The sequence below is a fragment of the Paenibacillus sp. FSL R7-0313 genome (genome assembly GCF_037969885.1).
Taxonomy (GTDB): domain Bacteria; phylum Bacillota; class Bacilli; order Paenibacillales; family Paenibacillaceae; genus Paenibacillus.
Genome location: NZ_CP150219.1, coordinates 2117287 through 2139479 on the forward strand (window position 1 = coordinate 2117287; position 22193 = coordinate 2139479).

A 22193-nucleotide genomic window follows, 5' to 3' on the forward strand; every position below is an offset into this window, starting at 1 on the left:
TCCAGGTATAAAGCCTATCTACAAACAATCTCTAATACGGGAGTGTGTCGATGTGAGAGAGAATACGAACAAGCAATATGGATTAACGCAAGCCCAGCGCCGGATATGGTTCATGGAAATTATGAATCCGGGCACATCCATCACGATGCTTTCCGCGACCTATCAGATTACAGGCGAGATCGACACCAAGCTGCTTGAGCAAGCGGCGGCAGAGATTGTCAAAACCTATGACGCTTTCCGAATCCGCATTAGCGGGGATATGCAAAATCCAACGCAGTGGTTCGAAGAGCTGGAGAATGTCCAAGCCAGGATAAGCCACCTCGAAATAGGCACAACCGAACAATTCTATGCTTGGGTGAAAGAAGTAACCGAAAAACCGGCCAGTGTGTTCGACGAACACCTCTATCAATTTACGATGATCCATATTGCAAACGGCCAAGTATGGCTTAATTTGACTGTAAATCATATCATTGCTGATGGTTTGTCCGTCACTGCTTTGCTGCATGCGGTGATGGAAAAATACCTGGAACTGCGCAAAGGCATCTCCAGCAGTTACCAGGCCCCTTCCTATCTGGATTATATTTCAACTGAACATGAATATGCGCAATCGCAGCGTTATCAAAAAGGCAAGGAATACTGGCTGACCAAGTACAACACTTTGCCTGAAACGAGCGGCATTAAATCGGTTCCGCCATTCTCGATTGGCAGCGAATCGAATAAACGTTCCATCACTTTGGATGGTTCCCGGTATGACCGCATTCTGGCTTTTAGCGAACAATATCAGGTCAGTTTATATACGTTATTTTTGTCCGCCATGTACGTCTTATTGTATAAGCTGACCGACAGCACCGATGTTCCGGTCGGCACGGTTTTTGCCAATCGCACCAGCAAGAAGGAAAAAGAAACGATCGGTATGTTCGTCAGCACCGTGGCTACGCGGATTAGTCTGAATCCAGATGGGTCCGTGCTTTCCTTGATCCAAACGGTTTCCAAGGAAAATACGGCGGATCTGCGACATCAGAAGTATCCTTATAACCAATTGATCCAGGATTTACGTGAACAACACGGCCGCAACGATCTTTCGGAGCTGTTCCGCACGTCTCTGGAATATCTGCCTTTGAAAATCGTGGAGTACGAAGAAATCAAGGTACGTCTGGAGGCTCACTTTGCTAGACACGAGATGGACGATCTACTGCTGCGCTTCGACCATATGCTGAATGAAGGCCATGTCATTCTCCATGCTTCCTATCGTACCGGCCTGTTCGAGACGACCGAGATTGATCGGATTATGGAGCAGTATGTAACCGTTCTGGACCAGTTTCTTGAGACTCCCGAACTGCGGGTGCATGAGATTTCTCTGTTAAGCGATGAGGAGAGACACCGTATTCTGGACGTGTTTAACCCGCCGGTGGCAGCACTGAGCGAGGGAATAGCGTTTCATCGGTATGTCGAAAAGTTTGCCCGAGACATTCCGGATCACCCGGCAGTTGTTTACATGGACAAACAGCTGACTTACGGCGAATTGAACGAACGCGCCGAGCGACTGGCTGCGCTCCTTCGTGAACAGGGCGTGGGAAGGGAGACGATTACGGGGATCTGGGCGGAGCGCTCGGTGGAACTGCTGGTTGGTGTGCTCGCCGTATGGAAAGCCGGCGGAGCTTATGTGCCGCTGGACCCCGATTATCCGGCGGAGCGGATTGAGTACATGCTCAGCGATAGCGAAGCATCGGTGCTGCTTACGCAGCGTCATCTGTTGGAGTGGGCCGGAGGTTGGTTGGCCGATGACCGACTGAAGCTTCAAGCTGTGTATGCGATGGACGATGAACAGATGTATAACGGGGATACCTCAGCCGTGGAATTTGAATCTGCTGATAGTGCCCCGCAAGACTTGGCTTATGTGATTTACACCTCGGGTACGACGGGACGCCCAAAAGGCGTCATGATTGAGCATGGTAGTCTCATGAATACGGCGGATGCGTACCGCCGTGAGTACCGGTTGGATCAGTTCCCGGTGCGGCTGCTGCAACTGGCAAGCTTTTCGTTTGACGTGTTCGTTGGAGACATCGCGCGGACGCTGTATAACGGAGGCACGATGGTAATTGTGCCAAAGGATGACCGGATTGATCCGAACCGCTTATACGGCTGGATTCGGGAGCAAAACATTACGGTATTTGAATCGACACCTGCGCTTATCCTGCCGTTCATGCAGCATATTTATGAAGAAGGGCTGGACGTCAGCTCCATGCAGTTGCTGATTACCAGCTCGGATGCTTGCAGTGTCACCGATTACCGATTGCTGCAGGAAAGATTCGGCGGACAATTCCGCATCATCAACAGTTACGGCGTAACCGAAGCGGCCATTGACAGCAGCTTTTACGATGAGCCGCTGGACAAGCTGCCATCGTTGGGTCATGTGCCGATCGGCAAAGCCTGGCTGAATGCCCGGTTTTACATTGTAGATGCCGGGTTAAAACCGGTTCCTGTAGGGGTTCCGGGTGAGCTTGTCATCGGCGGCTCCGGGGTAGCGCGCGGGTATTGGAACCGTTCGGACCTAACCACCGAGAAGTTTGCAGACAGCCCGTTTGTGCCTGGCGAACGTCTATATCGGACAGGAGATTTGGCCCGCTGGCTGGAAGACGGCAACGTTGACTTCATCGGTCGAATCGACTATCAGGTGAAAATTCGCGGGTTCCGGATCGAACTCGGCGAAATTGAAACGGCCCTGCTCAGTTTCCCGGGGGTCAAGCAGGCTGTGGTGACTGACCGTACGGATGAACAGGGGCAAAAGTATTTGTGCGGTTACGTGGCGGGGGATGTTTCCTTGCAGCTGAGCGATCTGCAGTCCCAATTGAAGCAAGAGCTGCCGGCCCATATGGTCCCGGCCCGACTGGTGTCTCTTGATCAGCTTCCGCTCACACCAAATGGCAAGATTGACCGTAAAGCGCTGCCTGAACCGACAGGAGAGATAGAAGCCGGCCGTGAGTATGTGGCTCCTCGCACAACGCTGGAAACAAGACTTGCTCTTATTTGGCAGCAGGTGCTGGGTATTGCGCGAGTTGGAGTCCAAGACGATTTCTTTGACCTGGGTGGTCATTCCTTGCGTGCCTCCGCGCTTGTTTCCAAGATTCGAAAAGAGCTGCAAGTCGAGGTTCCGCTGCGGGACGTTTTCCGCTACACCACGATCGAACAGCTTGCCCAAAGAATTAGCGGTTTAAAGCAGCAAGAAACGTATGAGATTACAAAGGCGGCAGAGGCCGAGTACTATCCGGTTTCATCCGAGCAAAAGCGTCTGTACGTCCTGCGCCAGCTTGACGCGGCCGAGCGTAGCTACAATATGTCGGCGGCGCTTCTTCTCGAAGGCAAGCTGGACCGCACGCGCGTAGAGTACGCGTTCCGGGCGTTGATTCAGCGCCATGAGACGCTGCGTACCGGGATCGAGCAGGTTCAAGGTGAGCTTGTGCAGCGCATCTATGACGAGGTGGAGTTTGCTGTAGACTATTTCCAGGCGAGCGAGGGAGAAGTGGACCATGTGGTGGAAGCATACTATCACCCGTTTGATCTGACCAAGCCGCCACTTCTTCGCATCGGCCTGATCGAAGTCGCCGAGGATCGCCACATTCTGCTGTTTGATATGCACCATATCGTCTCGGATGGCATCTCGACAGCGCTGCTTTTCGACGAGTTCAGCCGCCTGTATCGGGGTGAGGAGCTGGCTCCGTTGCGTATTCAATACAAAGATTATGCTGTTTGGCAGCATTCCGAAGCCTACGGGCAGTTGATCCAGCCGCAGAAGGAGTACTGGCTGGAACAGCTGTCGGGCGAGCTGCCTGTATTGGAACTTCCGACGGACTTCCCGCGGCCTGCGGTGCAAAGTTTTGACGGCCGGACCGTGAAGTTTGATATTGGGAAAGAACGGACGGAGAAGCTGAAAGAACTGGCCGCACGGACGGGCACGACCCTGTACATGGTGCTATTGTCTGCTTACTCGATCCTTATGCATAAATATTCGGGTCAGGAAGATCTGATCGTGGGAACGCCGATTGCCGGAAGAACGCAGGAAGAAGTGCAGCCAATCGTAGGTATGTTTATCAACACGCTTGCCATTCGCAGCCAGCCGGAGCGTTCCAAGCCGTACCTTAAGTATTTGGAAGAAATGAAGGAAATCACACTCGGGGCTTTTGAACACCAAAATTATTTGTTCGAAGATTTGGTGGAAAGTCTTCACATTCCGCGCGCGACCGGCCGGAATCCGCTCTTTGATACGTTCTTCTCCCTGCAAAATACGGAGAATGAGCAAATTGTAATCGAGGGGCTGGAGCAATCGTTTTATCCGTTGGAAAACCGAACGTCCAAGTTCGAGCTGCTTCTGGATATTTCGGAGCTGGATGGTCAGCTCGAATGCCGGTTGGAGTACGCTACGGCTTTGTATAAACAGGAGACTGCGGAGCGGTTCGCCCGACATTATGACAAGCTACTCGAAACTATCGCAACAGCGCCGGAAGGGGATATTGCTTCACTGGAAATGCTAACGGAGCAGGAAATCCGTGAACTGGTGCGCGGTTTTAATGATTCGGAGGCAGACTACCCGCGTCAGCAGACGATTCATGGCTTGTTCGAAGAGCAGGCGAAGCTTTACCCGGATAACGTGGCCGCCGTCATGAATGAGCGGCAGTTGACCTACCACGAACTGAACGAGCGATCCAACCGCCTTGCACGTAAGCTGCGGGAGACAGGAGTCGAAGCGGATCAGTTGGTAGCGATTCTGGCCGAACGTTCGCTTGATATGGTTGTCGGCATTATGGCGATTCTCAAAGCGGGCGGAGCCTACGTGCCTGTCGATCCCGACTACCCGGAGGAACGCATCCGCTTCATGATTGAGGATTCGGGCGCACCGTTATTGCTGATTCAAAAGCATTTGCATGAGAAGACCGACTTCGCAGGAACGCGCCTTGAATTGGACGATATCGTTTGGGGCGACAAAGGGGCGGATTCCGCTGGTGAGCTGGACGCTTCGAATCTAGAGCCGATTTCCGGGCCGGGTAACTTGGCTTATGTCATCTACACATCGGGAACGACTGGCAAACCCAAAGGCACGTTGATCGAGCATAAAAACGTTGTGCGCCTTTTGTTCAACGACAAGAACCTGTTCGACTTTGGCCCGTCCGACACGTGGACGTTATTTCACTCGTTCTGCTTCGATTTCTCCGTCTGGGAGATGTACGGAGCGCTTCTGAATGGAGGCAAGCTGGTCATTGTACCACCGATTACGGCGAAAAATCCGGCCGAGTTCCTGGCACTGCTGAGCCACGAACGGGTCACGATCTTGAACCAGACGCCAACATATTTCTACCAACTGCTGCGTGAGGTTCTAGCGGACCATGCGTACGATCTGAGGATTCGCAACGTCATCTTCGGTGGCGAAGCGCTCAGTCCGCTGTTGCTCAAGGGTTTTAAGACGAAGTATCCGGAGACAAAACTAATCAATATGTACGGTATTACCGAAACGACGGTTCACGTGACGTATAAGGAAATCACATGGATCGAGATGGAGGCGGCGAAGAGTAATATCGGCAAGCCGATCCCGACGCTGAGCGTGTACGTTCTGGATGGAAACCGTCGTCCTGTTCCGATCGGCGCAGCAGGCGAAATGTACGTGGCCGGGGAAGGCCTGGCGAGAGGATACCTGAATCGCCCGGATCTGACGGCGGAAAAGTTCGTTGATTCTCCGTTTGCGGAGGGGGAGAAACTGTACCGTTCGGGTGACTTGGCGGCCTGGCTGCCGGACGGCAACATTGAATACCTCGGCCGAATCGACCATCAAGTCAAAATCCGCGGGTACCGAATCGAGTTGGACGAAATTGAGACCCAACTGCTGAACGTGAAGGGCGTGGAAGAAGCGGTGGTGCTCGCCCGTCAGGACAACGGGGGCGAAAAGGCGCTTGTTGCCTACTTTGTGGCGGACCGGACGCTGACGGTTAGCGAAATGAGAACCTCGCTGGCCCAGGGAATGCCGGGATATATGATCCCGTCGTACTTCGTGCAGCTGGAACGCATGCCGCTGACGTCCAACGGCAAAGTGGACCGCAAAGCACTGCCGGAGCCGCAAGGTAGCCTGCAAACGGGCGTTGAATACTTAGCTCCTCGTAACCTTACGGAGTCCCAGCTTGTGAAGATATGGGAGGAAGTTCTGGGCAACTCCGGCATTGGGGTCCTGGACAATTTCTTCGAGCTCGGAGGGCATTCCTTGCGGGCGACAAACCTTGTCAGCAAGATTCGGAAGGAAATGAACGTGGAATTTCCGCTTCGCGATGTGTTCCGTTATATGACGGTAGAATCGATGGCAGGGGCTATTGCCAGTTTGGAAGAATCGCAGCACAGCTCGATTCCAAAAGCAGAAGAGAAAGCGTACTATCCGGTTTCCTCTGCACAAAAAAGGCTGTACGTCCTGCACCAGCTGGATAGCTTGGAGCTGAATTATAACCTTCCAAGCGCCTTACAATTGGAAGGGGCTTTGAACGAGGCCAAAGTAGAAGATGTGCTGACTACTTTGATGGCCCGGCACGATATGCTTCGCACCGGTTTTAAAATCATGAATGGGGAGCCGATTCAGCGTATTCATCCGCTCGTCGCTTTCAAGGTCGAGAAGCTTCAAGCAAGCGAAGATCAGGTTGCAGCCATTCTAGAAGGCTTCATTCAGCCTTTTGACTTGACCCAGCCGCCTTTGCTGCGCGCCCTGTTGATTGAATTGGAGAAAGAAAAATTCCTGCTCGCGCTGGATATGCATCACATTGCTTCCGACGGCCTTTCCATGGATGTGCTGCTACGCGAATTCGTGCGGCTGTACAATGGGGAAGAATTGCCGGAGCTGCGGATTCAATACAAGGATTACGCCGTTTGGCAGCAATCCGAGGAACAGCGTCAACGCATCAAACGACAGGAGGAATACTGGCGCGGGGTATTCAGCTCCGAGCTTCCGGTTCTTGAGCTGCCTCTTGACTTCTCCCGTCCAGCCGTTCAGCAGTTTGACGGTCAAACGCTCACGTTTAGGCTAGATGCGGAGAAAGGCGAAGCTCTCAAACAGCTTGCCAGCGATTCGGGGGCAACGTTGTACATGCTTCTGCTGGCTGCGTACTCCGTATTGCTGCATAAATACGCGGGACAGGAAGATATCGTAGTCGGCACTCCGATTGCCGCTCGTTCTCACGCCGACGTGCAGCCGATAATCGGCATGTTTGTCAATACGCTGGCTCTTCGCTTGGGTCCGACGGCAGAGCGGACGTTTATGGATTACTTGCAGGAAGTGAAGGAAACGACACTTGGAGCCTACGAGCACCAGGACTATCCGTTTGAGGAGCTGGTAGAAGCTCTTCAGGTGAGCCGGGATTTAAGCCGAAATCCGCTGTTTGACACCATGTTTTCTTTGCAAAAGCACGAAAGCCTGGATTTAACTCTTGAAGGCTTGCAATGGTCACTGTATGACATCGAGGAAAAGACGGCAAAGTTTGATCTTAGCTTGGACATCGTGGAAGAGGGTAACGAGTTGGTTTGCAAGATCGAGTACGCTACCTCGTTGTTTAGACAGGACACGATGGTACGGCTGGCGGGTCATTACGAGCAGATTTTGGGGTCGATCCTGGCTCAGCCGGGTGCGCGGATTTCGGATTTGGATATATTGACGGACAGCGAAAAGGATAATTTATTGGTCGGGTTTGACGTGTCGTCTTCGGCTCTTGTAAAGCAATCCGCCACAGAGGGTGCAGGTCTGGAAGCGGATGAGTCGTGGAGAGGGAGAACGTTCCACGAGCGATTCGAGGAGCAGGTGGAGCGCACTCCGGGAGCGCTGGCGGTTGTCTACGAAGACAGCAAGCTGACGTATACGGAGCTGAACGCCAAAGCGAATCGTTTGGCGTATGTACTGCGGGCACGCGGGGTGAAGCCGGAACAGGTGGTCGGCATTCTGGCCGGCCGTTCAGCGGAGCTGTTGATCGGGATACTCGCCGTATGGAAAGCTGGCGGTGCTTATGTACCGCTTGACCCCGACTATCCAGCGGAGCGGATCGAATATATGCTCGCGGACAGCGGGGCATCGGTCCTGCTTACGCAGACCTGCCTGCTGGAGCAGGCGGAAACTTGGCGCAGCGACGGAGCTCTAACGCTGCAAACAGTGCTTGCACTTGATGACGCCACGACGTACAGCCTCGGCGCGGCGGAAACAGCTGTAGGCGTACAAGCTTTGGGCGAAGCGGGCGCAGAGGCGGAGGCTTTGGCGCAAGTGGCAACGGCTACTGTCGAAACTTCTGCCACGGCAGAAGCTGAGCAGAACGTACAAGTGGCGGATCTCGCATCAAATCCGGCAAATGTTAACAAGCCAGGTGATCTGGCTTACGTCATCTACACCTCCGGTACGACGGGCCGTCCGAAGGGCGTGGCAGTGGAACACGGCAGCTTGGTGAACACGGCGGCGGGCTACCGGCGGGACTACCGTCTGGATCAGTTCCCGATCCGACTGCTGCAACTTGCCAGTTTCTCGTTTGACGTGTTCGTTGGTGACATTGCACGGACGCTGTACAACGGTGGAACTATGGTCATCGTGCCGAAGGAAGACCGAATTGATCCAACCCGTCTCTATGGCTGGATTCGCGACTACGCCGTGACAGTGTTCGAATCAACTCCTGCGCTGGTTGTGCCGTTCATGGAGCATGTGTATACCGAGGGTCTGGACCTCAGCTCGATGCAGTTGCTGATCACAAGCTCGGATGCGTGCAGTGTAGCAGATTACCGCACCTTGCAGGAGCGCTTTGGCTCGCAGTTCCGTATTATTAACAGCTACGGCGTAACGGAAGCAGCGATTGACTCTAGCTTCTATGACGAGCCGCTGGAGAAGTTGCCGAACACGGGCAGCGTGCCGATCGGGAAAGCGTGGCTGAACGCCAAGTTCTACATCGTGGATGCAAATCTGAAGCCGGTGCCGATCGGGGTGCTCGGCGAGCTGGTTATCGGTGGAGCGGGTGTGGCCCGCGGTTACTTGAACCGCCCGGATTTGACGGCGGAGAAATTCGTAGATAGCCCATTCACCACTGGGGAGCGGTTGTACCGGACGGGTGATCTGGCACGCTGGATGCCTGACGGCAACGTAGATTTCATCGGCCGAATCGACAATCAGGTGAAAATTCGCGGTTACCGGATCGAGCTTGGTGAGATCGAAGCGGCCATGAAAAATGTTGCCGAGGTGCGTCAAGCGCTTGTCATCGACCGGACGGACGAGCGGGGGCAGAAATATTTGTGCGGGTATGTCGTTGTGGATGCCAGCTTTGATCTGGAAGGGCTTGTGGCCCATCTGGACGCCGTACTGCCTTCTCATATGGTACCTTCGCGCATCATGCGTCTGGAGCAACTACCGCTTACACCGAACGGCAAGATCGACCGTAAAGCGTTGCCTGTGCCGGAAGGAAGCATTCGTGCCGAGGCTGCATACACGGCGCCGCGTACTCCTGCCGAGAAAGCACTCGCGTTGGTCTGGCAGTCAGTGTTAGGCGTGGATCAGGTTGGCACCATGGATAATTTCTTTGCGCTTGGTGGGGATTCAATTAAAGCTTTACAGGTATCTTCTCGTCTTTTGCAAACGGGGTACAAGCTGGTCATGAAAGATTTGTTCCATTACCCGACAATTTCCGCCCTTAGTTTGCGGTTGCAAACAGCGGAGAGAACGGCAAGCCAATCCGAAGTGACGGGAGAGGTGATCCTGACCCCGATTCAGCGCTGGTTCTTTGAACAAAATCCGGCCGACGTTCATCACAGCAACCAGGCGATCATGCAGTTCTCCAAGCAAGGGTTTGATGAAAAAGCTTTACGCCAAGTGGTGCGTCAGCTTATCGTGCATCACGATGCTCTTCGTACGGTTTATCGTCAAACCGAGAATGGTTATACCGCCTGGAACCGAGGCGCCGGGGAGAACGAAGTGCTGTTCGATCTGGAGGTTGTCGATTTCAAGGGAGCCCTCGACGTGAAAGAAGCGGTAGAGGCTAAGGCAAATGACATTCAAGCAAGCATTGATCTGGAAAACGGTCCGCTGGTGAAGCTGGGTTTGTTCCGCTGTGACGACGGCGACCACCTGCTCATCGCAATCCATCACTTGGTTGTAGACGGCGTATCCTGGCGGATTCTGCTTGAGGATTTTGCTGCCGCCTATGAGCAGGCGCTGCAAGGGCAGCCGATCCGTCTGCCGCTCAAAACGGATTCATTCCAAACGTGGGCGAAACAGCTCGCTGATTATGCGAACGGTTCGGCGATGGAAAGCGAGAGAGCGTATTGGCAGCATATCGAGCAATTGACCTATGAGCCGCTTCCGAAAGATTTTGAACAAGGCACATCCAAGCTGAAGGACAGCGGGCTCGTGACCGTCCGCTGGACGGCGGAGGAAACCGAACAGCTGCTGAAGCAGGCACACCGTGCTTACCATACGGAAATGAACGATTTGCTGCTTGCCGCGCTTGGCCTCGCGGTACAAGCTTGGAGCGGTCGGGAACGCGTGCTGGTGAATCTCGAAGGCCACGGTCGGGAAGAACTTTTGCCGGATGTGGACATTACGCGTACGGTAGGCTGGTTTACAAGCCAATTCCCTGTTGTTCTGGAGCCGGGTCACGCTCAGGCACTCGGTCATCAGGTGAAACAGGTGAAAGAAAACTTGCGGCGCATTCCGAACAAGGGAATCGGCTACGGCATCCTGCGTTATTTGTCGGCGCCGCATGACGGCGAGCGCTTTGCTTTGGAGCCGGAGATCAGTTTTAACTATTTGGGTCAATTCGACCAGGATTACGAAAGTAGTGGCTCGCAGCCGTCTCCGTTCAGCCCGGGGTCCGATTCAAGCCCAAATGCTGTGATGGATTATGTCCTCGATATCAACGGTATGGTGTCGGAAGGTGTGTTGGAACTTACGATCCGTTATGGGGAAACCCAGTATCAACGGGAGACGGTTGAACGCCTGGGCACCTTGCTTGAATCGAGTTTGCGTGAAGTCATCAGCCATTGCGTATCAAAAGAGCGGCCGGAGCTTACGCCTAGTGATGTACTGCTTCAAGATGTGACGGTGGAGGAACTGGAGCGGCTGTCCGAACATACGGCGGCACTCGGCGAACTGGAGAATGTATACACCCTGACTCCATTGCAAAAAGGGATGTTGTTCCACAGTTTGCTGGATGCCGATTCGGAAGCTTACTTCGAACAGGTGACCTTCGATCTGTACGGAAGCCTGAATGTGGAAGCCTTCACCCGAGGATTGGATACGCTGGTACAGCGAAATGAGGCGCTCCGGACCAATTTTATTACCGGCTGGAGAGACGAGCCGATTCAAGTGGTATTCCGCGAGCGGAAGTGTGAAGTGTATTTTGAAGATATTCGCTCGGCAAGAGATGAACATCCGGAGAAGACAATAGCCGATTTTGTCAGCGCGGATAAAGCGAACAAGTTTGATTTGGCCCAAGACTCTCTTATGCGTGTGACCGTTTTGCGCACAGGCGATGAGTCCTACCATGTGATCTGGAGTCATCATCACATTTTGATGGATGGCTGGTGTATGTCCTTCATGATCAAGGAAGTGTTCGACACTTACTTTGCGTTCCAAGAGCAGCGGACGCTGGAGCTTCCTCCGGTTACCTCGTACTCCCGATATATCGAATGGCTGGAAGCTCAAAATTTAGCGAAAGCTTCGGGTTACTGGTCTGAGTATTTGGCGGGTTACGATCAGCAGACCAAGCTGCCGCAGGAGAGAACGCAGCTGAAACAGCATACTTTTGAAATGGCTGAAATTGATGTGGAACTCAGCAAAGGACTGACTGGACAAATTGAGCGTGTGGCGCGCCAGCAACAGGTGACACTCAACACGTTTATGCAGACTGTATGGGGACTGGTCCTACAGATATACAACAACAGCGAGGATGTCGTGTTCGGCTCCGTTGTATCCGGGCGTCCGGCGGAAATTCCAGGCATCGAAAGTATGATTGGCCTGTTTATTAATACGATCCCCGTCCGTATTCAAGGCAAAGCCGAGGAGACTGTAGCCGATATTTTGAGAAAAACCCAGGATCACGCGCTGACATCGGGAGCTTACGAAACGTTCCCGCTGTTCGAAATTCAGTCGCTGAGTGAGCAAAAGCGCGACTTGATCAACCATATTATGGTCTTTGAAAATTATCCGATGGAAGAACAGATTGAGCAGGTTGTCGGCGGAGGCCAAGAAGCGCTGAAAATCGCTAATATCCAATCGCCGGAACAAACGAACTACGACCTGGACATTACCGTCATTCCGGAAGAGCATATTTTGCTGCGGTTTACGTACAATGCACTGACATTCAGAGAGCAAGACATCAGGCAGATCCACGGTCATTTTGCCCGTGCATTGGAGCAGGTTGCGGCTAATCCGAATGTTCGTGTACATGAGTTAGAGCTTTTGACGGCGGCGGAAAAAGAAGAAATTGTCTGCGTGTTTAATCCGGTGCAGCCGGAAGTGGCTCCTGTGGCAGCGTTCCATCGACTGTTCGAGGAACAGGCGGAACGCACACCGGAAGAGGAAGCCGTCGTGTACGAGAACGATCGGTTGACGTATGCGGAGTTGAACGAGCGGGCGAACCGCCTGTCGGCAACGTTGCGTGCAAGCGGCATCGGTCGTGAGGAGATTGTTGGCATTCTCGCCGAGCGTTCGGTCGATTTGCTGGTGGCCGTGATGGCCGTCTGGAAAGCGGGAGGGGCGTATGTACCGCTTGATCCGGATTATCCGGCAGACCGGTTGCGGTTCATGCTGGAAGACAGCGGTGCGAAGGTACTGCTGACACAAACGCTGCTGCGAGAGCGTGCCGAATCCTGGCTCGGCGAAGAGGAACTAGCACTGGCGACGGTGCTGTATCTCGATGACGAAACGTCATACAGCGAAGATCGAGCGAATACACCGCTTGGCTCCAGCATGGTTTCAGGTCTGGTCTCTGGCGAGCTGACGGGTGCTGTGAACGACCGTAATGAGAGTCACCCAAATGATGTTGATGTTGTCGGTATGGACAACTTCCATGAAGCCCGTCCAGAGGATCTGGCGTACGTCATCTACACGTCGGGAACAACGGGTAAACCAAAGGGTGTAATGATCGAGCACCGTAGCCTGGTGAACACGGCAGCGGGTTACCGACGGGAATATCGGTTGGATCAGTTCCCGGTGCGCCTGCTGCAACTCGCCAGCTTCTCGTTTGATGTTTTCGTGGGCGATATCGCGCGGACGTTGTACAACGGCGGCAGCATGGTCATTGTACGGAAGGACGACCGGATCGATCCGTCTCGTCTGCACCACTGGATAGAACGGGAGCAGGTCACCATCTTTGAATCAACACCAGCGCTGATCGTGCCGTTCATGGAGTACGTGCATGAGCAGGGGTTGGAATTAAGCGATATGGAGCTGTTGATCACAAGCTCGGACAGCTGCAGTGTAGCAGATTACCGTACCTTGCAGGAACGGTTCGGCCCGTCATTCCGCATCATTAACGCCTATGGCGTGACGGAAGCGGCAATCGACTCCAGTTTCTATGATGAGGAACTGGCGAAACTGCCGCAGACAGGCCATGTGCCGATTGGCAAAGCGTGGTTGAATGCGAAGTTCTACATCGTGGATGCACATCTGAATCCGGTGCCAGTCGGCGTGCTGGGCGAATTGGTTATCGGCGGAGTCGGTGTGGCTCGCGGGTACTTGAACCGTCCGGGGCTGACGGAAGAGAAGTTTGTAGACAGCCCTTTCACCGCTGGTGAGCGGTTGTATCGCACGGGAGACTTGGCGCGGTGGATGGAAGACGGCAACGTGGACTTCATCGGCCGGATCGATAACCAGGCAAAAATCCGGGGTTACCGGATCGAGACGGGCGAAGTCGAAGCGAAACTGCTGAGTGTAGGTGGCGTGAAGGAAGCAGTCGTTGTTGTCAGGGAAGATCAAGAGGGGCAGAAAGCGTTGTGCGCTTATTATACAGTGGAAAAAGACTTGACGGCGGCAGATTTGAAACGGGCGATCTCCAGCGAGCTACCGGGATACATGATTCCATCGTATTTCGTCGAACTGGAGCAATTGCCTCTAACGCCGAATGGGAAAATTGACCGGAAGGCGCTGCCAGCGCCGGAAGGGGGAGCAGGCGGAGGCCGCGAATACGTGGCGCCGCGCACCGAACTGGAGGCAAAGCTGGCCGCCATTTGGCAGGAAGTGCTTGTTCGGGAGAAGGCGGTAGGCGTAACGGACAACTTCTTCGACCTCGGAGGACACTCCCTGCGGGCAACAACACTTGTCAGCAAAATGCATAAGGAGCTGGGCGCCCAATTCCCGCTTCGCGACGTATTCCGCTACTCGACAGTTGAGGAAATGGCTGTGGCTATGGAGCGTTTGGAGATCGGCTCGTTTACGGCTATTCCGGTTGCGGAACCTAGCGAGTATTATCCGCTCTCTTCTGCTCAGAAACGTCTCTACATCTTGAACCAGCTGGAAGGAGGCGAGCTGAGCTACAACATACCGGGAGCTATGTTACTCGAAGGGCAGCTCGACCGGCAGCGGTTTGAAGAAGCGTTCCGCGGGCTTGTAGCTCGTCATGAAACGCTGCGTACGGGCTTTGAGATGGTTGAAGGCGAAGCGGTTCAGCGAATTTACGAAGATGTCACCTTCCAGGTGGAATATGTGCAGATCAGCGAGGAGCAGACGGAAGAAACGGTGCGCCAATTCGTTCGTGCGTTTGATCTAGCGAAGCCGCCACTTCTGCGGGTGGGCATTGCCGAACTCGCGCCGGACCGGCACATCCTGATGTTCGATACACATCATATCGTATCGGACGGCGTTTCAATGGACGTACTGATCGAAGAGTTCGTGCACTTGTACAGCGGGGAGCCGCTCAAGCCACTCCGCATTCAGTACAAAGATTATGCAGTATGGCAGCAATCGGACGAGCAGAAAACGGAGCTTGCCAAGCAGGAAGCCTACTGGATTGACATGTTCCGCGGAGAACTGCCAGTTCTGGAAATGCCGACGGACTATCCGCGCCCGGCTATGCAGAGCTACGAGGGCCGCACGCTGCAATTGTTTATGAATATTGAGAAAAGCGAAGGTCTGAAACGGTTTGCAGCTGAGAACGGCGCAACGCTTTACATGGTTCTGCTTGCGGCGTATAAAGTACTTCTGCATAAATATTCAGGTCAGGAAGACGTGGTGGTTGGGACGCCGATTGCGGGCAGAAATCATAGCGACGTTCAGCCGCTGATCGGGATGTTCGTTAATACCTTGGCCATCCGCAGTTACCCGGCTGCCAGTAAGACGTTCCTTGACTACTTGAAGGAAATCAGGGAGACAACGCTGAGTGCTTTTGAACATCAGAATTATCCGTTTGAGGAACTGGTGGATAAGGTAAACGTGGCTCGTGATTTACGCCGTCATCCACTGTTTGATACGATGTTTGCTTTGCAGAATACAGAAAATGTGGAAATCCAGCTTCCGGGACTGCATCTGTCGACGTATGCTAGCGAAGAAAATGTTTCCAAATTCGATCTCAGCTTGGACGTTACGGAGATTGAGGACGGCTTGGAATATCTGTTTGAATACGCCACGGCTCTATACAAAACCGAAACGGTGGAGAAGTTGGCTGCCCACTACTTGCAGTTGCTTGAATCCATTCTCCGCAACCCGTCGGCGACGATTGCCGAGCTGAACTTGTTAACGGCAGAGGAAAAAGAGCAGATTGTCGGCGCGTTTAACCCTGCGCAACCGGAAGAGGCTCCTATGGCAGCGTTCCATCGACTGTTCGAGGAACAGGCGGAACACACGCCGGAAGCGGAAGCCGTCGTATACGAGAACGATCGGCTAACGTACGCGGAGCTGAACGAGCGGGCGAATCGCTTGGCGGCTACGCTGCGCGGAAGCGGCATTGGCCGTGAGGAGATTGTTGGCATTCTCGCCGAGCGCTCGGTGGACCTGCTGGTGGCCGTGATGGCCGTCTGGAAAGCGGGAGGGGCGTATGTACCGCTTGATCCGGATTATCCGGCGGACCGAGTGCGGTTTATGCTCGAAGACAGCGGAGCGAAGGTGCTGCTTACGCAAACGCCGCTGCGAGAGCGTGCCGAATCCTGGCTGGGTGAAGAGGAACTGGCACTGGAGACGGTGCTGTATCTCGACGATGAAGCGTCGTACAACGAGGAACGAAGCAATGCGCCAATGGACTTTGCCCAAGGCTCCAGCAGTGCTCCCGATCCAGTCAACGGCAAGCTAACGGGGGCTGTGAACGGTGGTGGCGAAAGTCATCCAAATGATGTTGATGTTGTCGGTATGGACAGCTTCCATGAAGCCCGTCCGGAGGATCTGGCGTACGTCATCTATACGTCCGGGACGACAGGCAAGCCGAAGGGCGTGATGATTGAGCACCGTAGCCTGGTGAACACGGCAGCGGGTTACCGACGGGAATACCGGTTAGATCAGTTCCCAGTTCGGCTACTGCAACTCGCCAGCTTCTCGTTTGACGTGTTTGTGGGCGATATTGCTCGCACGTTGTACAATGGCGGCACCATGGTCATTGTACCGAAGGACGATCGGATTGATCCGTCTCGTCTGCACTACTGGATAGAGCGGGAGCGAGTGTCGATCTTTGAATCAACACCAGCACTGATCGTACCGTTTATGGAATACGTGCATGAGCAGGGGCTGGAGTTGAGCGCGATGGAACTGTTGATCACAAGCTCGGACAGCTGCAGCGTGGCAGATTATGGTACCTTGCAGGAACGGTTCGGCCCGTCGTTCCGCATCATTAACGCCTACGGTGTGACGGAAGCGGCAATTGACTCCAGTTTCTATGACGAGGAGTTGGCGAAACTGCCGCAGACAGGCCATGTGCCAATTGGCAAAGCGTGGTTGAATGCGAAGTTTTACATCGTGGATGCACATCTGAATCCCGTACCCGTCGGTGTGTTGGGCGAGCTGGTCATCGGCGGCGTTGGCGTAGCACGTGGATACTTGAACCGTCCAGAGCTGACGGAAGAGAAGTTTGTAGACAGCCCTTTCACCGCGGGTGAGCGGTTGTATCGCACGGGAGATTTGGCGCGGTGGATGGAGGACGGCAACGTGGATTTCATCGGCCGGATTGATAACCAAGCGAAAATCCGGGGCTACCGGATCGAAACGGGTGAGATTGAGTCGCAGTTGCTGCGGGTGGTAGGTATACGCGAAGCGGTGGTGCTGGTTCGAAGTGATGCGAACGGGCAAAAGGCGCTGTGCGCGTACTACACAACGGATATCGAACTGACGGCGGCCGACCTGAAACGAGCGATCTCCAGCGAGCTGCCGGGTTACATGATCCCGTCGTATTTCGTCGAACTGGAGCATTTACCTCTGACACCAAACGGGAAAATCGACCGGAAAGCGTTGCCGGCGCCGGAAGAGGGAGCAAGTGCAGGGCGCGAATACGTGGCGCCGCGCACCGATCTGGAGACGAAACTGGTCTCCATCTGGCAGGACGTGCTTGGGTCAGTTACGATTGGTGTGACGGACAACTTCTTCGACCTCGGCGGTCACTCGCTGCGGGCGACGACGCTGGTCAGCAAGGTGCACAAGGAGCTACACGTGGACCTGCCACTGCGCGATGTATTCCGGTACTCGACTATTGAAGCGATGGCTGAAGTGATTAGCGGATTGGAGCAGCAGGAATTCCTTTCCATTCCGGTTCTGGATAAAAGGGAGTATTATCCGCTTTCCTCTGTGCAAAAACGGCTTTACATCCAGCAGCAGATGGAAGGTGCCGAACTTAGCTACAACATGTCCGGCATGACGGTTCTCGTCGGGCGCTTGGAGCGGAATCAATTCGAGGCGACGCTCAAAGGATTAATCGCTCGTCACGAAGTTTTGCGAACTGGCTTCGAAATGGTCGACGGTGAACCGGTACAACGGGTTTATTCGGACTTGGAGTTTGCCGTCGAGTATACAAAAGCGACGGAAAGTGAAACGAAAAGCATTGCGGATGCCTTCGTACGTGTCTTTGATTTGGAGCGGCCGCCGCTGCTGCGTGTGGGCTTAGTTGAATGGGAAGCGGAACGTCATCTGCTTATGCTGGACATTCATCATATCGTCACGGATGGCATGTCGATGGGTATCTTCATCGAAGAGCTGCTACGCCTGTATAACGGTGAGACACTGGAACCACTTCGGATTCAATACAAGGAATTCGCCGCTTGGCAGCAGTCCGAGCCTGTAAAAGAACGGCTGAAACGCCAGGAAGCCTACTGGCTGGACATGTTGGAAGGTGAACTGCCAACGCTTGAGTTGCCTACGGACTTTGTCAGACCTGCCGCTCGCAGCTTTGAGGGAGATGTGCTGCCTTTCAGTATCGACAAGAAGATGACCGACAGCTTGCAGCGCATTGCCGATGAGAACGGTGCTACCCTATATATGGTGTTATCGGCGGCCTATTCAATCCTGCTCAGCAAGTACTCGGGACAAGAAGACTTCATTGTAGGCACACCGGTTTCGGGCCGCACACATGCTGACCTGGAGCCGCTCATCGGAATGTTTGTCAACACTTTGGCGATTCGACATTATCCATCCGGGGAGAAGACGTTCCTTGTTTACTTGAACGAAGTCAAAGAAACGATGCTGGGGGCCTACGACCATCAGGATTATCCGTTTGAAGAACTCGTGAAAAAGCTGCAGGTGCCGCGCGATCAAAGCCGCAATCCTGTATTCGATGTCATGTTTGCGCTGGAAACGAAGGAAGATAACGTTCAAAGCTTCGGGGATATCCAGATCGAATCTTATCCGGAATTGCATGCGGTTTCCCAATTTGACCTTACCTTGGTCATTTCGTTGCTGGATGAGGGAATGAACGGGCAGTTTGAATATGCAACCAAGTTGTTTACGCGCAATCTGATCGACAATTTTGCTCAGGACCTGCTCGTGATCATCAACCAAATTGGCGAACAGCCTTCGGTGCTGTTAAAGGATATTTCCCTGAACGGGCAATCCGAACAGGAGCAAGATGAGCTAGAGGCTATTGATATTATTTTCTAATCCTTTATCCGGCTTGGGTGAAGATGGATCATTTAAGCACGTTATATGCGACATTCGGTATATTGAGGAAGTGGTAATGAAAATTTGTGGTGGTTTCACGACTTTTTTATCACCTGACAAAAGTATTTAAGTTATGTAACAAAGGGTCCTGATGACAGTTGTCATCAGGACCCTTTGTTTATGAACGTATAATTAATGTTCCTATGTCCAAATCAGTATGAGGCTATTATAATGAAAGCCTTTAACTGATATAGGATGAGTACTCTGGTATTATGGGATGCACAGTGATTTTCATCTATTTTTCAGACTTAGTATTTACTATAGCATCATCCATAGTCATTTTAGTCTTGAGAGTAGATGTTGGTTACGCCCAAGTTGTAATCGTTTCAACCGGGAGACGATAGGAAGGATACCCTTCTTTGGCTGCTTTACCTATGGAGATCAACATCACGGGCTGGAACCGTTCTTTATCTAGGCCGAACGCTTCGGCGATCTGACCTTTGTCATAGCCGGCCATAGGGTTCGTATCATAGCCATGAGCACGGGCAACGAGCATGAGTTGCATGGATATGAGGCCTGAGTCAATGAGGTTCATGTCACGCAGTTCGGATGCGTTTATGTTCGCATAATAAGGTTGTACCTGCTGCATCTGCATATCCATGATGTCTTGGGGCATGTACCCAAGTTCCACTGATTTGCTGAAAATCTCTTCCATGTATTCAACGTTGTTGGCATCGTAAAATACGGCAATGACAGCGGAAGACGTTAGTGTCTGTGTCTGGTTAAAAGAGGCCAGTGGTGCAAGTTTCTCTTTGCCTTCAGCACTGTCGATAACAAGAAAACGCCAAGGTTGCATGTTAATGGCCGAAGGGGCACGTGAAGCTTTCGCCAGTATTTCGGTCATCTCCTCGCGGCTGATCTTCACTTCAGGGTCGTAGGCTTTAACGGAATGGCGCTCCAAGACGATGGTATCAAAATCATTTGTTTTGTTGAATTGACCGGTAATTGTGTTCATATTGAAATCTCTCCTCATATCTATATTGGTGAGAGTAGGGTATAAATTATATCTTCATCTGTCTCACTATGAGGATTGTAAACTATGAAGTATACTTTATAGCAAGAAGAAGAAACGGGGGAAATCCATATGAAGATTAGTGAAGTAGCGAACCATGTAAACCTTCCGATATCCACGATTCGTTACTACGAGAAAATAGGTATTATCCCGGATGAACATATGCTGAGAGATCATAATAACTATCGAATATATGCGCAGAGCATTATTCAGCATCTGGAAGTGGTCAAACAATGTGTAGCTGTTGGTTTTACGATCCATGAGATCCAATCTATGGTCTCTAAACATGGGTTTTCAAGTAATGATCAAGCAAGCATTATCCAAGCGAAAATATCAGAAATTGAAGAAACACAACATAAATTAGAGAATTCCAAACAAAATCTGTACGAAATTCTTAAATCGGATATCACGTGTGAGGATGGTTTTGGTAAGTATTAAGCCGGAAGTCCCTCTTGAGGTTTTCATTCAGTACGTTCTTACATCATATCGATTCAATCGAGTACATATCGTCCTGTATACGCAGATTACCGGGCTGCCCAGTTTCCACCTTCACGTCTGTAGCAAATACACCAGGCATACGCCCGTCTGGGAACCAGGGCATCTGTTTATCAATGACAATAAACATGCCTTCTGCATCACCCGTGGGGGAGAATTGTTTTCCGTCTCCGGCAAATGGTTCAAGTTGATAATGCTCATTCAATGTGTTCATTGTCTCAGAAACATCATCGACAGGCAGACCGATTTCACTAATACATAACAGATGCTTCGCTTCGAAAGCTTCATCAACTGCATTATCGAGTGAATGTTGAGCGATAAATTCCATCAAGTTGCCGTTTGGATCATAAAAATAGAAGGCTGTTGCATCCCAGTAGGGGAAGTAAAATTCATCTTGTCCATCTTTGGAGAGCAATGAAATGTTTCGGTCTTGAGCCCACCTTTTTGCATCAGCAAGTTTATTCGTTGGAATCGTAAATGCTACATGATAGTAGGGCTTCTCTTGTTCTGGCGCCTTCTTGAAAGATAGTACCGAGTTCCCCGCACGGAATGAAACGCATGCTGCATTATCCTCCACAAGATCCAGTTCCAGTAGTGTACCGTAAAACTCTTTTATGGCCTCGACCTCATGTGTTAATAAACCAACTTCTCTTATTATCATTTTAATACCCTCCTTTTAATCTCACCTTTGATTGAAATACTCAATTGTTTTCTCAATAAATGCCTTGGCCGATTGCGTCAGGTAACGGTCGGACCGATGGATGATCTCAAAGTGCCGGTAGGGCGGATCATCTGTAATTCGGATGCAACGTAGCGTGGGCTCATTCATGGCTTTGATCAGAGGATAAGGCAGCAGTGTTCCTCCGACGTTGGCTTTGACCAGGCTAATGATGGAGGTTGCCGAACTGGTCTCCATGATGGTATTTAGGGTGAAGCCGTATTTGCGGCAATAGCCGTCGACCAATTCTCTGCCCGTGAATCCTTCGGGGAACATCACCGTTTGGATATCACGTAACTCCTGAATTTCAATTGTGCTTCGTTCAGCCCAATCATGATTCTCGGATACGACCAGTACATATTCTTCACTGCACAAAGGAATGCGTACAAGCCGCCTATCAGGGGCAGACGTGATCTCGATGCCGATGTCGACTTCATTTTCCAACACTTGATTTACGACATAGATCGACGAGATCACCTTCAATTGCACCTTGGGGAATCGGGCATGAAAATCAACGAGCAGCGGAGTGATACGGTAATCCAAATCGGATGGAAGAACACCAATAACCAATCGTCCCCGCTGATCATTCCGGAATTCAGCTAGCGCATCCTGGGTATTCTGTAAATGCCGGATCATCTTTACACAGTGCTCCAGAAACAGAGTGCCTGCCTGGGTCATCACAATTTTTTTGCCAACACGGTCAAACAAAGGAACACCAAGTTCATCCTCCAACCCACGTATCTGTTGACTCAACGTAGGTTGAGATATGCCAAGTTTCTCAGCTGCCCGTGTAAAATGAAGCTCCTCACACACTGTAATAAAGTTTTCCATCTGACGAATCTCCATAAATTCACCTC

At 52.2% G+C, this 22193-nt stretch carries 5 protein-coding genes; 2 read left to right on the forward strand and 3 right to left on the reverse strand.

Translation table 11 applies throughout. From position 1 onward, the window contains the following. The first annotated feature begins 52 nt into the window (after positions 1 to 52). A complete protein-coding gene (locus NSQ38_RS09230; protein WP_339788692.1) occupies positions 53 to 19051 on the forward strand; it encodes a non-ribosomal peptide synthase/polyketide synthase in 18999 nt (6332 codons plus the stop codon). Positions 19052 to 19415: 364 nt separating this feature from the next. Here NSQ38_RS09230 and NSQ38_RS09235 read toward each other — a convergent pair whose 3' ends face one another. Beyond that, complete coding sequence (locus NSQ38_RS09235) at positions 19416 to 20066, reverse strand: nitroreductase family protein (RefSeq protein WP_339788695.1); 651 nt, start codon at positions 20064 to 20066, stop codon at positions 19416 to 19418. Between the two features lie 129 nt (positions 20067 to 20195). On the opposite strand from NSQ38_RS09235, the gene NSQ38_RS09240 reads away from it, so the two are divergent. After that, positions 20196 to 20561, forward strand: a complete 366-nt coding sequence (locus NSQ38_RS09240; RefSeq protein WP_339788698.1) for a MerR family transcriptional regulator — start codon at positions 20196 to 20198, stop codon at positions 20559 to 20561. Positions 20562 to 20604: 43 nt separating this feature from the next. Here the strand turns inward: NSQ38_RS09240 and NSQ38_RS09245 are convergent, their stop codons facing one another. Together NSQ38_RS09245 and NSQ38_RS09250 are read right to left on the reverse strand one after the other, a co-directional pair. Then, complete coding sequence (locus tag NSQ38_RS09245; RefSeq protein WP_339788700.1) at positions 20605 to 21279, reverse strand: hypothetical protein; 675 nt, start codon at positions 21277 to 21279, stop codon at positions 20605 to 20607. Between the two features lie 21 nt (positions 21280 to 21300). After that, the gene (locus NSQ38_RS09250; protein WP_339788703.1) at positions 21301 to 22167 is read right to left on the reverse strand and encodes a LysR family transcriptional regulator; all 867 of its coding nucleotides are present in this window, start codon (positions 22165 to 22167) and stop codon (positions 21301 to 21303) included. Between the last annotated feature and the right edge of the window lie 26 nt (positions 22168 to 22193).

Excerpts from the sequence above, each read along its gene's own strand:
- NSQ38_RS09235 (WP_339788695.1), bottom strand. The coding sequence starts at position 20,066 with ATGAACACAATTACCGGTCAATTCAACAAAACAAATGATTTTGATACC.
- NSQ38_RS09240 (WP_339788698.1), top strand. The coding sequence starts at position 20,196 with ATGAAGATTAGTGAAGTAGCGAACCATGTAAACCTTCCGATATCCACG.
- NSQ38_RS09250 (WP_339788703.1), bottom strand. The coding sequence starts at position 22,167 with ATGGAAAACTTTATTACAGTGTGTGAGGAGCTTCATTTTACACGGGCA.
- NSQ38_RS09245 (WP_339788700.1), bottom strand. The coding sequence starts at position 21,279 with ATGATAATAAGAGAAGTTGGTTTATTAACACATGAGGTCGAGGCCATA.